11 protein-coding genes are annotated in these 16,478 nt (G+C 37.0%); 1 reads left to right on the forward strand and 10 read right to left on the reverse strand.

The genetic code is table 11. The annotated features are described in order from the left end of the window. Positions 1-391 precede the first annotated feature (391 nt). The gene (locus PVV68_RS06775) at positions 392-1,249 is read left to right on the forward strand and encodes a hypothetical protein (protein ID WP_273721329.1); all 858 of its coding nucleotides are present in this window, start codon (positions 392-394) and stop codon (positions 1,247-1,249) included. A gap of 413 nt (positions 1,250-1,662) precedes the next feature. Here the strand turns inward: PVV68_RS06775 and mfd are convergent, their stop codons facing one another. From mfd to nuoL, 10 genes are all read right to left on the reverse strand, one after another. Next, entirely contained in the window at positions 1,663-5,163 is a 3,501-nt protein-coding gene (gene mfd, locus PVV68_RS06780; RefSeq protein ID WP_273721330.1) for a transcription-repair coupling factor, read from the reverse strand. Positions 5,164-5,168: 5 nt separating this feature from the next. Beyond that, positions 5,169-5,459, reverse strand: a complete 291-nt coding sequence (locus PVV68_RS06785) for a succinate dehydrogenase assembly factor 2 (protein WP_273721332.1) — start codon at positions 5,457-5,459, stop codon at positions 5,169-5,171. A gap of 73 nt (positions 5,460-5,532) precedes the next feature. Beyond that, entirely contained in the window at positions 5,533-6,213 is a 681-nt protein-coding gene (locus tag PVV68_RS06790) for an ABC transporter ATP-binding protein (RefSeq protein WP_273721334.1), read from the reverse strand. After that, complete coding sequence (locus tag PVV68_RS06795) at positions 6,213-7,481, reverse strand: lipoprotein-releasing ABC transporter permease subunit (protein ID WP_273721337.1); 1,269 nt, start codon at positions 7,479-7,481, stop codon at positions 6,213-6,215. The genes PVV68_RS06790 and PVV68_RS06795 overlap by 1 nt, the downstream gene beginning before the upstream one ends. A gap of 11 nt (positions 7,482-7,492) precedes the next feature. Further along, positions 7,493-8,818, reverse strand: a complete 1,326-nt coding sequence (proS, locus tag PVV68_RS06800) for a proline--tRNA ligase (RefSeq protein ID WP_273721339.1) — start codon at positions 8,816-8,818, stop codon at positions 7,493-7,495. A 218-nt stretch (positions 8,819-9,036) separates the two neighbouring features. Next, complete coding sequence (locus PVV68_RS06805) at positions 9,037-10,713, reverse strand: ribonuclease J (RefSeq protein ID WP_273721341.1); 1,677 nt, start codon at positions 10,711-10,713, stop codon at positions 9,037-9,039. A gap of 53 nt (positions 10,714-10,766) precedes the next feature. Beyond that, the gene (locus PVV68_RS06810) at positions 10,767-11,570 is read right to left on the reverse strand and encodes a biotin--[acetyl-CoA-carboxylase] ligase (RefSeq protein ID WP_273721343.1); all 804 of its coding nucleotides are present in this window, start codon (positions 11,568-11,570) and stop codon (positions 10,767-10,769) included. A gap of 1 nt (position 11,571) precedes the next feature. After that, entirely contained in the window at positions 11,572-13,026 is a 1,455-nt protein-coding gene (nuoN, locus tag PVV68_RS06815; protein ID WP_273721344.1) for an NADH-quinone oxidoreductase subunit NuoN, read from the reverse strand. Between the two features lie 16 nt (positions 13,027-13,042). Next, a complete protein-coding gene (locus PVV68_RS06820) occupies positions 13,043-14,512 on the reverse strand; it encodes an NADH-quinone oxidoreductase subunit M (protein ID WP_273721360.1) in 1,470 nt (489 codons plus the stop codon). Beyond that, on the reverse strand, positions 14,512-16,476 hold the full coding sequence (gene nuoL / locus PVV68_RS06825) for an NADH-quinone oxidoreductase subunit L (RefSeq protein WP_273721362.1): 1,965 nt from the start codon (positions 16,474-16,476) through the stop codon (positions 14,512-14,514). Before nuoL ends, PVV68_RS06820 begins: the two co-directional genes overlap by 1 nt. Between the last annotated feature and the right edge of the window lie 2 nt (positions 16,477-16,478).

Below are 16,478 nucleotides of genomic sequence, written 5' to 3' on the forward strand. Positions count from 1 at the left end.
AATATGACACATCAACATCCGTAATATCTCCAGTTGAATGGAAACCAAGAGTTGCTCCTACCAAACTACCGCCAAAACTGTTTTTGCTTAAATCATTGGCCACTGCCCCCAGATCAAGCGCCATATAAGGGGAAAAAAGAGTAATTTTTGTAATAAAGAAACCATCTCCTTCTTTCTAAAAATCATATGAATCTATTACTGTCATTAAAAAAAATATTGTATCGATATATATTAATTAAAAGTGATATTTTGGTAAAATATAAAAATTTTTGAGTGTTTTAACTGACATATTTTACACATATTGTATATAATTGAGTTGATATCATCAGGCTAATATATTAAAAAGCGCGCTATTAAAAATAGAGAGTACCATTTATCGAAGTGAGATAAGATGATTTCCTCATTACAAAGATTGTTGAATATAATATTTTTATTACTTGCTTTGATATGTGGAGTAAAAAATGTTTATGCTGCATTTCTTTTTAATGAAACTCTTGATGAAAAATATCAACGTTTTAAAGATAGAAAAATTATTGTTGACAGTGAAATTGAATTCATTGAGGAAAAACTGGATACGTTGAATCTTTTGATAAAACGTACTCCTCGTATAAAACACTACAAGATTTTGCATGAACAGAATAAGCTTTTGCAAAAACAGGATGACCTCAGTGAGGAACATTTCAGGCTTACTTTAAAACTAGGGAAGTTAGCTGAAGGAAAACTTAAATTGATATATAGAACATACATCGCGCAAGAGTACGAGGAAAAAGAATATGAAGAAAAGCGCCTTAAAGCAAGGGAATATTTAGAAAGAATTCAATTTTTTAATGAATGGAAAGTAACTGAAAATGTTTTAGGTAATGATGAGATAATGAAAAACTATCTTATTTTTGTTGTTGCTTGCAGAACCTTTGAAAGCATCTTGCATAGTGATATAGCTGCTGTTTTGCGCAAAGATTTCGGTTGGAAAAAAAAGGATTTCAGTTGGGCAAAAGATGCAATCCAGTCAATAGATCTAAAGTTAGTCAAAGGCATTAAAGAACTTCTAAAAACAGGACCTTATAATTATAAAAAAGAGTTATATGACAATATAATAAATGCTGTTGTACGTGGAGATTCATCTTTAGAAAATATACCTATGGTTTGCAAAGCATTTGAGGGAGTGCATAATATAGTTTTGCCAAATAAAAGAAAAAATATTATAAGCCGTATGCTTTTTTATATTCAAGAATGGTTCGGTAAAACTTAGTTCTATTCACTCTTGTTATATTTTCTTCATAGGATGAAAAAAGTCAATATTCTACAATAAGATGTTACACTAACAGATAGTGTATAAATTAATATTATGCCACAAAACAATTCTCTATATAGAAGACAATAAGTTTATAGTTATAGATGATAAATTAAACTGATCATTTGCATTTTTTTGTATTTAAAACAGTTCATTTTATAATAATACTTAATTTAGTATATTCTAGCTTGTTAAAAACTGTATAAGAAACTTATTTAATATATTTATATTTTTATTATTTTCTACTATTTATAAAATTATTAATTGTCAAAAACTACTTTTATTTTATTAATATGATACATAATTTATATTTTTTATAGTTATTGTAGTTTTTAAATTATTTTTAATATAAAGATAATGTAGGAAAATTTTTAAACAGAATGATGTTCTGCCATTTCTACAAGCTGTGTCATGATTGTTGCTGCTCCAGTGAGCCTTTCATCGACAGTTGACCAATCACGAATAAGAGCTATAGTTTGATCTGGTCTAATTTTTGCCATTGGACCTTGTTTTCCGATCCACTGGACAAGCGCCACACTGTTTGCGAAATAATTATTTCGGAATTGTATAACAACTCCCTTTGGTCCTGTATCTAATTTTTCCACATGTGCTTTTCGACACAAGGTTTTAATATAAAAGACTTTAAGAAGATGTTGGACCTCCAATGGCAAAGGACCAAAGCGATCTATTAATTCGGCAGCAAATTCATCTATTTGTTCTAAATTATTAAGTTCTGTTAAACGACGATAAAGCCCCATGCGTAATGGTAAATCAGGTACAAAACTTTCTGGTATCATTACTGTTGTACCAAATGAAATTTGAGGAGACCATTGTTGGTCCTCATCTTGTTTGCCATCTTTTAATTCAGCAACGGCTTCTTCAAGCATTTTTTGATAGAGTTCAAATCCAACCTCTTTGATATGTCCTGATTGCTCTTCACCCAAAAAATTTCCTGAGCCACGAATATCCATGTCATGACTTGCCAATTGAAAACCAGCTCCTAAGCTATCCAGAGATTGTAAAACTTTAAGACGACGATCAGCAGCAGGCGTTAAAACTCTACCTGAAGGATAGGTAAAAAGTGCGTAAGCACGTTGTTTTGAACGCCCTACCCTACCACGTAATTGATAAAGAGCAGCAAGACCAAACAACTCAGCACGATGTACAATTAATGTATTCGCTGTTGGAATATCAAGTCCTGATTCAATGATGGTTGTTGACAGCAAAACATCATATTGTCCATCATAAAATGCATTCATAATATCATCAAGTTGTCCAGCTGGCATTTGCCCATGAGCAACAACGAATTTGAGTTCAGGTACATGTGTTTTGAGGTACTCTTCTACAGAGACAAGATCAGAAATACGAGGACAAACATAAAAACTTTGTCCACCACGGTAATATTCTCGAAGCAATGTCTCGCGTATAACCAGTGAATCAAACGGTGAAATAAAAGTACGAACCGCCATTCTATCAATGGGAGGAGTGGTTATCAATGACAATTCCCGTACCCCTGATAATGCGAGTCCTAAAGTGCGCGGTATGGGAGTTGCCGAGAGTGTGAGAACGTGAATATCACTTTTAAGCTCTTTTAAACGCTCTTTGTGTTTTACACCAAAATGTTGCTCTTCATCAATGATAAGAAGTCCTAACCGTAAAAAATTAACGGCATCACTTAAGAGTGCATGTGTGCCAATAACAATATCAATCGTACCATCTGCAATACCCTTTTTGACTTGTGCAAGTTCTTTAGTTTTCACAAGCCTTGATGCATGACCAATTTTAATGGGCAATCCTTGAAAACGTGAAAGAAAAGTTTTGTAATGTTGTCGTGAAAGTAAAGTTGTCGGCACAACCACAGCAACCTGATATCCACTTAAAGCGGCAACAAAAGCACTTCGAATGGCAACTTCTGTTTTTCCAAAGCCAACATCGCCACATATTAAGCGATCCATTGGTTTGCCTGATGCCAAATCATCTAATACAGCATCAATAGCATTCATTTGATCTTCTGTTTCTTCATAGGGAAAGCGTGCAACAAATTCATCAAATGGTCCAATTGGCGGAACCAAAGCAGATGCAGAACGCATAGCACGCTCTGCCGCTATACGAATTAATTGTCCTGCCATTTCCAATAAATGTTTTTTAAGTCGTGTTTTGCGTGCTTGCCAAGCAACACCACCTAACTTGTCTAATGTAACATCCGTTCCTTCCGATCCATAACGTGAAAGAAGTTCGATATTTTCAACAGGTAAAAAAAGCCTATCGCCTCCAGCATATTTAATTTCAAGACAATCTCGTAAAATTCCGGTTGTTGTAATCGTTTTAAGACCAACAAATTGCCCAATACCATGGTCGACATGCACAACCATATCGCCAGAATTTAAAGCTGCAATTTCAGAAATAAAGTTTGTATTGTGCTTCCGTCGTTTGGGTGATCTTATGAATCGGTCACCGAGAATATCTTGCTCTGTTATGAGAGCAAAATCCTCCACTTCAAAACCATGCTCTATTCGTATAACAGCTGCAGTTATACGATCACGTGGTGTTGCTTGTACCGTTTGTAATGATTTTACAACATCTATTTTTTTTACTCCATGTTCATCTAGAACCTGCAGCAAACGTGTGAGAGATCCTTCACTCCAACCGGCTAATAATACCTTCTTGCCAGCAACACGCAATGAAGCAACATGATGAGCGACACTTGAAAAAACATTTTTCTCCTGTGCATTGCGCTCTTTTACAAAATCATATCCCAGTTTAACATTTGCGTGAATAACCGTTTTTCCAAAAGTTTGCGGAACATTAAAAGGCGTAAAATCAATACGTTGTCCGGATGTTCTAGTGATTTCTGCGACACGCTCTGGTGTTAAATAAAGAAGGCTAGGCTCTATCGGATGATAAGAAGTAGGATTTGCTTTATCATTTTCATGCTCTTTGCGCGCATTATAATAATCTTCAATAAGGCGATAGCGTTCGATAAGCACTTCTTCTATAAGATGTTCAAAAACAACTGCTAAATTACCACAATGATCAAAAAAACTATCAAGTTTCTCATAAAAAAAGGGCAACCAATGTTCCATACCGGAAAAACGTCGCCCTTGAGAAAGAGCTTCATACAGCATGTTCTTTTTTTGTGACACACCAAATGTACGAATATAGTTGCTTTTAAATCTGCTAATGCATTCAGCAGTAAGAACAACCTCACTCATTGAGTGTAGAAGAAATTCCGTTCGTTTGCTTGTGGTTCTTTGGGTGGCAGGATCAAATACACGGATGGTCTCTAGAGTGTCTCCAAAAAAATCAAGCCGTAATGGTTCAACATCAATCGGAGAAAAAATATCAAGAATTCCTCCTCTCACAGCAAATTCACCAACATCACGAACAACCGTAACACGCTCAAAACCATTAGATTCTAAAAATTGAATGAAATGCTCCATCCCCGTACGCTGGCCAACACGTGCGTGAATTACTTGAGTTTCAATTATTTCACGAGGAGGCAATTTTTGCATAATTGCATTTGCTGTTGTTAATATAATTGCAGCGTGTGGATTTTTACGCAAACTTGTTATATGAGCCAAAGTCGAAAGCCGACGTGCCATAACAGCACTTCCAGGTGAGACCCGATCATAGGGTAAACAGTCCCATGCAGGAAATTGAAGTACAGGTAAATTGGGCTCAATAAAATTTAAAACTTGCTGTAAATGGGAAATTTTTGTTCCATCACGAATAACATAAATAAGTGGCTTATCATGTGCAATTTTTGAACGCAATTGAGCAAGTGCAAAAGCTTCAAATCCATCGGTAATCCCATCAAAAATCATGGGAGTAGAGATGTCTTGGGGAATGATAATTTTTTTAAATATAGACATTTGAATCAATTTAAATCTACGCAAACATGATAATTTACAATGTCACGAAAAAGTGGACTATTAACTTCTACGGGAGGGGAAGTTTCTCCTGTAATCCACGTTAATAAATCACGATCATCAAAAGACATAATATACTCAAGTTCAGAAACCGTTTTATCACTCATCCCAGCAATATGTGCATCTACATAGTGTCCAAAAATGAGATCCATCTCACGAATACCGCGGTGCCATGCACGAAAAATCAATCGGCGACGACGCACATCCAATTGATTTTCGTCAACGACAAAAACTGCCATAAATGTCTCCTTGAATTAAGTGATGATGTATAAGTTAAATTTCCAATTTGTAGAATAAATTCTGCACCCTCATCTAGGGAAGTTCAATAATCTTCTTTTCTTTGAGTGTAATTCGACGATGCATTTGTTTAGCCAAAGCATAATTATGCGTTGCAATAAGAGCAGAAAGACCAGATTGACGAACAAGCGCGGATAAAGCTTGAAAAACATAAGCTGAAGTTACAGGATCAAGATTTCCGGTAGGTTCATCCGCCAAAAGAACTGAAGGACCATTTGCTACTGCACGTGCAATAGCGACACGTTGTTGTTCTCCACCTGATAATTCTGATGGGCGATGATTGGCGCGATGAGAAATACGCAGATATGTCAGCAATTTAAGTGCACGATCTTCTGCAAGAGATTTTTTAAATCCCGCTATCATTTGTGGTATCATAACATTTTCTAAAGCTGTAAATTCTGGAAGCAAATGATGAAATTGATAGACAAAACCGATATCATTTCGTCTAATGGCTGTTCGCTCACTATCAGAACGTTTTGCGCAAGAAACTCCCCGTAACATCACATCACCAGCCGTTGGTTTTTCTAATAATCCTGCAATATGAAGCAGAGTTGATTTTCCTGCACCAGATGGTGCTACAAGTGCAACAAGTTCTCCGCGATTAAGAATAAAATTTGCCTTATCTAAAATAATGAGAGGCTTATGACTCTCAAAAAAATGTTGCTCAATCTCTACAAGCTCTAAAATAGCCGTCATTATTCATACCTCAAAGCTTGGACAGGATCCAGCTTAGCAGCACGCCATGCCGGAATAAGAGCTGCTAAAAATGATAAAAATAAAGCCATTATGGCAACGAGAACTGTCTGTCCCCATTCAATTTGCGCAGGCAATTTTGTCAAAAAGTAAAGTTGAGGATTAAAAACATCGACATTAAATAACCAAGAAATAAAATCTTGGATATGATTAATATTCGCGGTCGCTATCACACCGAAAATTAAGCCTAATATTGTTCCAATGAATCCAATCATCATGCCTGTGACAATAAATATACGTAAAATCGCACTTTGTTGTGCACCCATCGTACGTAAAATCGCAATATCATGGCTTTTATCTTTTACAAGCATAATGAGTCCTGAAATAATATTCAAAGCCGCAACAAGAACAATCAGAGAAAGAATAAAAAACATAACATTGCGTTCAATTTGTAAGGCTGAAAAAAAAGCCTGATTGCGCTCACGCCAATCAATTAAATAAACTTGTTGACCTATAGCTTTTTCTATAACTGGTTTTATTCGATCAACGGCATCAGGATTATTCAAAAATAATTCTAAAGATTGAACCGTATCTCCCAAATTAAAAAACATTTGCGCTTCATGAAGAGGCATAAAAACGAATATTGAATCATAATCAGACATACCAACTTCAAAAATAGCTGTCACTTTATACGCTTTAACACGTGGCGTTACTCCAAAAGGAGTGGCATCGCCATCTGGAGTAATAATACGAAGATCACGCCCAACGGTAAGTCCTAATTTTTCCGCCAAACCACTGCCAATTGCAACACCTTCCTCTTTATCAAAGAGCGCAAGTGAACCTAACTTAATATTTTGAGAGACTGTTTTAAGCTTCTCTAAATCCTGTTTGCGCATACCGCGAACTAACGCACCTGCCCCTCCTTGAAGCTCACCTTGAACAAGCGCTTGCCCTTCAATAACAGGTAGAGAAAACTTTACACCATTCACAGCTTCTAAAGAAGAAATAAGAGTTTTATAATCGGTAAAACCGGAATCAACTGCTTGAACAACAAGGTGCCCATTCATACCAAGAATACGGTTGAGAAGCTCTGTACGGAAACCATTCATCACAGCCATAACGACGACTAAAGCAAACACTCCCAGCATAATGCCAATCAGAGAAATGATGGAAATCACAGATGCTACAACATGTTTTTTATTGGGAATCATATAACGAAAAGCGATCATCCACTCATAAGATGAAAACCATTTACTGCTCAACCTCTTCATAACATTGCCTATCAAACTACAGAAAACTGTTTGAGTACATCTTCAACCGTTAAGGATTCTTTGACACCTGTTTTTCGATCTTTCATTTCAACTTCATTTTGTGTAATGCTTTTAGGTCCGACAATGATTTGTGTTGGCAAGCCAATGAGATCCATCGTTGCAAATTTCGATCCAGGACGCTCTTTTCTATCATCTAATAATGGATCAAAACCAGCATGTCTTAATCCCTGATAGAGAGTTTCACACGCATATGTGCATTTCTCATCATCAGGCTTCATATTGATGATACCCACATCAAACGGAGCAATCGGCTTTGGCCAAATAATACCATTTTCATCATGAGAAGCTTCAATCGCGGCTGCAACAAGACGTGAAGGTCCAATACCATAAGACCCCATAGAAACGACATGCTCTTTTCCGTCTTGTCCCATAACTTTTGCTCCCATGGGTACAGAATATTTCGTACCAAAGTGAAAAATATGCCCTACTTCAATGCCACGCGCTGAAAGACGTTTTTGATCAGAAACTCTAGCCCACTCTTCTTCATTATGCATTTCCTCTGTCGCTGCATAAAAAGACGTCCACTGTTTAACAATATCAGCCAAAACAGTTTTATCACTAAAATCGATTGAACTGTCTGGAACCGTGAGTTCAAGAAATTGTCTATCACAGAATATAGCACTTTCTCCAGTTTCTGCTAAAATAATAAATTCATGGCTAAGTTCACCACCAATTGGGCCTGTATCAGCACGCATAGGAATTGCCTTTAAGCCAAGTCGAGAAAAAGTACGTAAATAAGCAATAAACATGCGATTATATGATGTTTGAGAACCTTCATAATCAAGATCAAAAGAATAAGCATCTTTCATTAAAAATTCTCGTGAACGCATCACACCAAAACGTGGACGGATTTCATCACGAAACTTCCATTGAATCTGATACAAATTAAGCGGAAGATCTTTATAAGAACGAACATAGGAACGGAAAATATCTGTTACCATCTCTTCGTTTGTTGGACCATAGAGTAAATCACGCTCTTGCCGATCTTTAATACGGAGCATTTCCAAACCGTAATCATCGTAACGACCACTTTCACGCCAAAGATCTGCAGACTGAATTGTAGGCATTAATATTTCTATGGTACCTGCTCGTTCTTGCTCCTCACGAATAATCTTACAAACTTTATCAAGTACTTTTTTCCCCAAAGGAAGCCAAGAATAAATTCCTGAGGTTTGTTGACGAATCATACCGGCACGTAACATCAATCGATGAGAAACAATTTCTGCTTCCTTAGGATTTTCTTTTAAAAGTGGAAGGAAATATTGAGAAAGACGCATTGAAATAACTAACTCCTAATCAGACCTATCATATAAGAACAATTTAAATAGAGTATATACTTATCTATAGCGACATTCTGAATGCTTGCAAACATAACGAACAGATTATTAAAAAATTTAGGGAATCTCTTGCTTCTGACGCTTGCTTTTAGCAATAAAATGATCTGTCCCTTCTCTTTTTCTTCATTAAAAAGAAAATAACGCAATACTCAAATACTTTATTTTGATCGATGTAAAAAAACTGTACAGAGTGGCTTTTTTTGCCAAATTTCATAAACAGCTGCTCTCACTGCACGCCGCGTTGCTTCTCGAATGAGGTCATTATTTTTTCGTTTTATGCGTGGGATGCTATAAACTGTATTCTCTACAATATCTAAAAGAATATCTTTCAATTTTCCTCCTTTTCCATTGCTTTCAGGCAGACCGAATGTGGTAAAACCGACATCACCCAATAACTCATGCTTGCTATTCATATGGAGAGAGACAGCAACGTGACCAGCGTAACTTAATTTTCGACGTTCCCGAATTCCTAATTCATCTTCATCACCAATAAGACAACCATCTTTATAGAGACGACCAACAGGAACTTGATCAATAACTTCTACTGGCTCTGGTGCAAGGCGCAGCATATGACCATTTCTAATATCCCTAACAATTTTAATACCTGCTTGACGTGCTAAATCCGCCTGAGCAGTAAGATGTATTGCCTCACCATGCACAGGAACAAGGATTTGTGGTTTTATCCAATCATACATTTGTAAAAGTTCTAAGCGACGGGGGTGACCAGAAACATGAACAAGAGCATCTTCATTCGTAATAACTTTTATGCCCCTATCGATAAAACGATTTCGTATCTCAAGGATAGCTTTCTCGTTTCCTGGAATACTGCGTGATGAATAAATAACAGTATCACCAATAGAAAGTGCAATATTTCTCATTTCACCACGTGACAGTTTAGCTAAAGCCGCACTCGATTCCCCTTGACTCCCTGTTACGACTAAAACGAGATTTTTCCGTGGAATATACCCATAATCATCTTCTGTCACAAATGGTGCTAAACCATCCATATAACCAAGCTCTTGAGCAACCATAATACTTCGTTTTAGAGAGCGTCCAACAACAAGAACCTTGCGCCCAACGGATTCAGCAGCAAGAGCAATAGAACGTATTCGACCAATATTAGAGGAAAAAGTTGCAAGTACGACGCGCCCTTCAACTTTTGAAAAAACTTCACAGAGGCTTGTCTGAACTTGCTGTTCTGATGGTGTTATACCATCCCGACATGCATTTGTAGAATCACAAAGCAATGCCAAAATACCTTTATTGCCTAGAACGCGTAATCGTTTTTCATCCGTTACAGGCCCAAGTGAAGGTGTACGATCAATTTTCCAATCACCAGTGTGAATTACAGTGCCTAAAGACGTTGTAATTGCCAAAGATACAGATTCTGGTATCGAGTGGTTAACAGCTATAGCCTCTAGCGCAAAGGAACCTACCTGAAAACAATCACCAGCTTGAAAAATATTGAGGGAAATTTTATAAGATTCAAAATCTGATTGTCTTTTAGATTCCAATAATCCTGCCGTAAAAGGTGTACAGTAAAGTGGGACTTTAAGCTTTGGCCATAAATCAAGAACACCACCATAGTGATCTTCGTGAGCATGGGTTAAAACAAGACCACGTACATTGTGTTTTTCACTTTCCAGAAAACGAATATCAGGGAGGATAAGATCTGCTCCTGGTAATTCAGGACCAGCAAAACTAACTCCCATATCAACAAGCAGCCATTCACGCAGATTCTGTGGTCCAAATCCGTAAGCAGCCAGATTCATTCCTATTTCACCTACTCCTCCTAAAGGTAAAAAAACAAACTCATTCTCATTGGCTGAAACCATAGACATCTCCTCAATCATTAAGGCAATCTGACAGTAAAATAAAATTTGATAAATTAGTAACGATCTGCATGAACAGAAGCTGCCGAACCAAAATGAACATCTCCAGCTGTTATAATGCTTTTCTCACCATTTTTTTGTTTTATGATGCAGTTAAAATCACGATCAAGACCATCAAAAACACCTTCGATGATTTTTTCATCATTCACTATTTTGACATGCTGCCCAAGGTGAGCAGAATATAAAAGCCATTTTTCGCGGATTACATCACATCCTCCAAGCTGTTTCCAAAGAAAGTAATTTTTAGCAAAACACTCCGTTAAAACCGTAAATAACTGTTCTATTTCAATATCCAAACCAATATTCTTTAAGCTTGAAGTGAGATAGGGAGCGTTTTCATAATGATGTCTTACATTTATCCCAATACCAACAACCAATGCTGAATGTTGTGATGGCGATTTAAAAATCTCGAGCAAAATTCCGGCACTTTTTGCTCCTCTCAGCAAAATATCATTTGGCCATTTTAAGCTAACGATATCGCTCTTTTGCTTTTCATTTTCTGTAAATTGTTCTATGGTCTCTACCACACTTACTCCAGCAACAAAACCAAGCTGAGCAGCAGTTTGATGAACAATGCCATCAATTAATAAAAGGCTAGAATAAAGATTCCCTTTCGGACTAGACCATGTCCTCCCTCTTCTTGCTCTTCCCTGTGTTTGTTCTTGTGCAACAACCCAAAGATAACCTTTGTGACCAGCTTGCGCTTTCTGCTGTGCAATGAGATTTGTTGAATCAACGCTTTCGTATGCTTCAACAGTGTATCCTTGTTTTTGTGCAAATTCTGATAAAATATAGACCATATTAAAACAATGCAGCTGCTGCTTTTTCTGCCAATTCCATGAACCAGACTCCAAAAAGCATATAAAATAAAACAAATAATGCAGAAAGTCCGAGACAAAACTGCAACTCTTTTGATAACACAACAAAAGATGCTTTTGCATCGTCGAACCACATAATTTTGATGACTCGCAAATAATAAAAAGTTCCAACAACAGACGCTATCATCCCAATAACAGCGAGGGGAGTAAGTCCAGCATGGACTGCAGCAGAAAATGTATACCATTTCCCAAAAAAACCAGCCATAGGTGGTATGCTTGCTAGAGAGAAAAGTTGTATTGTCATCACAACAGCCATAAACGGATTCGTCTTTATGAGCCCTGAAAGATCATAAATATTTTCAACATGTCCATTACTCGAGCGCATCCCAAGAATAAAAGCAAATGAACCAAGCGTCATACCAAGATAAATAGTCATATAAAGAATAACACTTTTTATTCCAAGCATATCACCAGAAGCTAAACCAACAAGGGCATATCCCATATGACCAATTGATGAATAAGCCATTAAACGCTTAATATTGCTCTGACCAATTGCAGCAAATGCACCAAGGAGCATCGATGTAATCGCCATGAACACCAAAATTTGCTGCCATGCAGGTATAGAGCCGTCAGTATTCTCCAGTGGAATAAAGGTCATAACAATAACACGAATAATGAGTGCCATCGCAGCAATTTTAGGAGCACCAGCAAAAAATGCTGTAATAGGTGTTGGTGCTCCTTCATAAACATCAGGTGTCCACATATGAAATGGAACTGCAGAAATTTTAAAAGCCAAACCTGCTAAAATAAAAACAATTGCAAAAATAACTCCCAATTGTAAGCTTTCACCTTTTAAAGCAGTGGAAATTTCGTGAAAACCAATTTGACCAGTAAAGCCATAAAGCAGAGAAATACCATAAAGCAGTAATCCTGAAGATAACGCTCCTAAAACAAAATATTTTATACCAGCTTCAGAAGATTTTACATTATCACGATTGATTGCAGCAAGAACATATAAAGCTAGGGATTGTAATTCCAACCCCATATAAAGTGATAGCATATTACCCGCTGAAATCATCAGCATCATGCCAAGAGTTGCAAAAAGAACCAGCACAGGAAATTCAAATATATTGAACTTTTGAGAACTGGTAAAACCAACAGACATAATAACAGCAAAAAGTGCACCAACAAGCGTTAGAATTTTCATATAACGACCAAAAGAGTCAATAATGAGGGCATTGGTTTGAAATAAGCCGCTTTTCGGAAAAACAACAATAATAATAATGGTTGCAACAAGAAGGGCAATTGCTAGACCCGTTACAGTTAAAAAGGAACGCGCACTGGAATAAACACCAATTAAAAGTAATGCAACGCCTCCTAATGCTATGAGAATCTCTGGAAGAACTAATACTAATTGTGCTATTATTTCAGTTTGCATGTGTATTCTTCCCTATCTAGTGCAGTTTATTGATGAGGGCTTCTACGGAAAACGCCGTTGCTTTAAGAAGTGGCGTTGGATAGACACCAAAAAATATTGTAAGAACAACCATTGGATAAAGAATCAATTTCTCTCTTGAAGAAAGATCTATAAGGACTTTTAAATTCTCTTTATCCAAAGAACCAAAAACCACACGCCGATAAAGATAAAGTGCATAGGCAGCCGATAAAATAACGCCAGTTGTAGCAAAAACAACAACCAATTTATTCACTTGAAAAACACCTATTAAGGTTAAGAATTCACCTAAAAATCCTGAGCTACCAGGTAATCCAACATTTGCCATAGTAAAGATTAAGAAAACAACAGCATATTTGGGCATGTTATTCACTAAACCACCAAATGCTGAAATTTCACGTGTATGCAAGCGATCATAAATAACTCCAACACAAAGAAATAAAGCTGCTGAAACAATTCCATGGGATAGCATCTGATAAATAGCGCCTTGGATACCTTGTTCATTTGCAGCAAAAATTCCCATCGTCACGTACCCCATATGCGCTATTGAGGAATAGGCAATCAACTTCTTTATATCATTTTGAACGAGTGCAACCAAAGATGTGTAAATAATAGCAATAAGCGATAACGTGAAAACCAAAGGTGCAAAATCAGCTGAAGCAATAGGAAACATTGGTAAAGAAAAACGCAGAAAACCATAACCACCCAATTTGAGCAAAACACCAGCTAAAATAACCGAACCTGCCGTTGGTGCTTCCACATGGGCATCAGGGAGCCATGTGTGAACCGGCCACATGGGCATTTTAACAGCAAAAGAAGCAAAGAATGCTAACCATAACCATATTTGCATATGTGCAGGAAATTGATAATTGAGTAAAGTTGGTATATCAAGTGTTCCAACCTGCCAATACATAGCCATAAGAGCAACCAGCATAAGTACTGAACCAAGTAAAGTGTATAAGAAAAACTTTATACTTGCATAAACACGACGTGCTCCACCCCAAACACCTATAATAATAAACATTGGGATGAGACTGCCTTCAAAAAACACATAGAATAATATTGCATCAAGAGCGCAAAAAACACCAATAATTGCAACTTCAAGGAGAAGAAAAGCAATCATATAAGCTTTTAATCTATCTTTCACATTCTCCCAGCTTGCCAAAATACAAAAAGGCAAAAGAAAAGCCGAGAGAACAACAAAAAGAATAGAAATACCATCAACACCCATATGATAGCTAATGCCACCTCCTAACCAATTGACTTTCTCAACCATTTGAAAATGCGTGTTTGTATAATCAAAGCCTGCCCAAATCACTAGGGAAATAATAAAAACAAACACAGTCGTAAAAAATGCTACATTCCGTATGTTATGCCGTGCTGTCTCACTATCATCTTTGATAAATAAAATGAGCAGCACACCTACAAGCGGCAAAAATGTAACCGTAGAAAGAATAGGCCAATCAATCATCAGTTCACGCCCCCGATCATCATCCATGTGATCAGCAATGCAACACCTATCAGCATCGCAAATGCATAGTGATAAAGATAGCCTGTTTGCATCCGAACAACTCTATTTGTAATATCAACAACACGTGCTGCAATACCATTCGGACCTAGACCATCAATAATTTTACCGTCCCCCACCTTCCAAAGAAAGAAACTTATTCTGAAAGCAGAACGAACAAATAAAAAGTGATATAATTGATCAAAATACCATTTTTGGTACAGAAAGTTATACATCGCTGGCATAATTCCAGCCAACTTTTTGGGAAGAGAAGGAAAAGAAATATAGAATAAATAGGCTATTGTAAATCCAAGAACCATCGCTATAAAAGGTGACCATTTTACCCAATTAAAGACATGATGCGCATCATGAAGAATGTGGTTGTGGCTGCTTGTAAATAATGCTCCCTTCCAAAAAGTATCATATAAGTCACCAAAAAAATAAGGGTGAAAAACAACACCAGCAAATATTGCTCCAAGAGATAAAATAAACAGTGGAATCAACATCACTGGGGGAGATTCATGAACATGATGCATAATATCAACTGTAGCGCGTGGTTTACCATGAAATGTCATAAAGATAAGCCGCCATGAGTAAAAACTTGTTAAAAAGGCAGCAATAACAAGAAGATAGAAAGCATATCCTGCCGCAATATTATGCGATGCAAAAGCAGACTCTATAATCGCATCCTTGGAGAAAAAACCAGCAGTCCCGAAAACTGTTCCTGGAATCCCAACTCCTGTTAAGGCAATGGTGCCTATCATCATCATCCAATAAGTTATCTTTATATGCTTGCGTAACCCACCCATTTTTCGCATATCTTGTTCATCGGATACAGCATGAATGACAGAGCCTGCACCAAGAAACAAGAGGGCTTTAAAAAAAGCATGCGTAAAAAGATGAAAAACAGCTGCCCCATAAGCTCCAAGACCAAGAGCAACGAACATATAACCAAGTTGTGAACATGTAGAATAAGCAATAACACGTTTAATATCATTCTGCACCAATCCCACAGTTGCTGCAAAAAACGCAGTCGTCGCTCCAACAATAACAATCACAGTCAAAGCAATTGAAGAAAGTTCAAAAATTGGTGACATACGCGCAACCATAAAGACACCGGCCGTTACCATTGTCGCTGCATGAATAAGCGCTGATACAGGCGTTGGTCCCTCCATGGCATCAGGAAGCCATGTATGTAAAAGAAATTGTGCTGATTTTCCCATTGCACCAATAAACAACAAAAGACATGTAACAGTAATGGCTGTTTGTCCATCAAGCTGCCAGCCTAAAAACGTCATATTTTGTACGAAGCTATTGTCTGCGGCTTTTGCAAAAATAGAATTAAAATCAACCGATTGAAATAAAACAAAAATACTAAAGATTCCCAACAGAAAACCAAAATCTCCAACACGATTAACCACAAAGGCTTTCATCGCAGCTTTATTAGCAGAATCTCTCTGAAACCAAAAACCAATGAGCAAATAAGACGCAAGTCCCACACCTTCCCAGCCAAAAAACATCTGCAGTAAGTTATTGGATGTCACCAACATCAGCATCATAAATGTAAAGAGAGAAAGATAAGAGAAAAAACGAGACCTTGAAGGATCATGATGCATATAACCAATCGAATAAATATGCACTAATGCCGAAACACTGTTCACAACAATAAGCATAACTGCTGTTAATGTATCAATATGGAGAGCCCAATCAAAACTTAAACCACCAACGTCAAGCCAATGCAATACCAAGATTTCAACCACTGGACTATGACCAAGTGCAATATTTAAAAAAGCAACCCATGACAGTGCGGCAACAATTACCATAAAGCTGCATGTTATCAATTCACTCGAGCGATCTCCTATAGTTTTTCCTCCTAGTGAAGCAATTAAAAAGCCCAAAAGTGGAAGAAAGACAATCGTATAATACATCA

The sequence above is a fragment of the Bartonella sp. ML69XJBT genome, assembly GCF_028618515.1.
Lineage (GTDB): Bacteria > Pseudomonadota > Alphaproteobacteria > Rhizobiales > Rhizobiaceae > Bartonella.

Excerpts from the sequence above, each read along its gene's own strand:
- PVV68_RS06775 (WP_273721329.1), top strand. The coding sequence starts at position 392 with ATGATTTCCTCATTACAAAGATTGTTGAATATAATATTTTTATTACTT.
- mfd (WP_273721330.1), bottom strand. The coding sequence starts at position 5,163 with ATGTCTATATTTAAAAAAATTATCATTCCCCAAGACATCTCTACTCCC.
- PVV68_RS06785 (WP_273721332.1), bottom strand. The coding sequence starts at position 5,459 with ATGGCAGTTTTTGTCGTTGACGAAAATCAATTGGATGTGCGTCGTCGC.
- PVV68_RS06790 (WP_273721334.1), bottom strand. The coding sequence starts at position 6,213 with ATGACGGCTATTTTAGAGCTTGTAGAGATTGAGCAACATTTTTTTGAG.
- PVV68_RS06795 (WP_273721337.1), bottom strand. The coding sequence starts at position 7,481 with ATGAAGAGGTTGAGCAGTAAATGGTTTTCATCTTATGAGTGGATGATC.
- proS (WP_273721339.1), bottom strand. The coding sequence starts at position 8,818 with ATGCGTCTTTCTCAATATTTCCTTCCACTTTTAAAAGAAAATCCTAAG.
- PVV68_RS06805 (WP_273721341.1), bottom strand. The coding sequence starts at position 10,713 with ATGGTTTCAGCCAATGAGAATGAGTTTGTTTTTTTACCTTTAGGAGGA.
- PVV68_RS06810 (WP_273721343.1), bottom strand. The coding sequence starts at position 11,570 with ATGGTCTATATTTTATCAGAATTTGCACAAAAACAAGGATACACTGTT.
- nuoN (WP_273721344.1), bottom strand. The coding sequence starts at position 13,026 with ATGCAAACTGAAATAATAGCACAATTAGTATTAGTTCTTCCAGAGATT.
- PVV68_RS06820 (WP_273721360.1), bottom strand. The coding sequence starts at position 14,512 with ATGATTGATTGGCCTATTCTTTCTACGGTTACATTTTTGCCGCTTGTA.
- nuoL (WP_273721362.1), bottom strand. The coding sequence starts at position 16,476 with ATGTATTATACGATTGTCTTTCTTCCACTTTTGGGCTTTTTAATTGCT.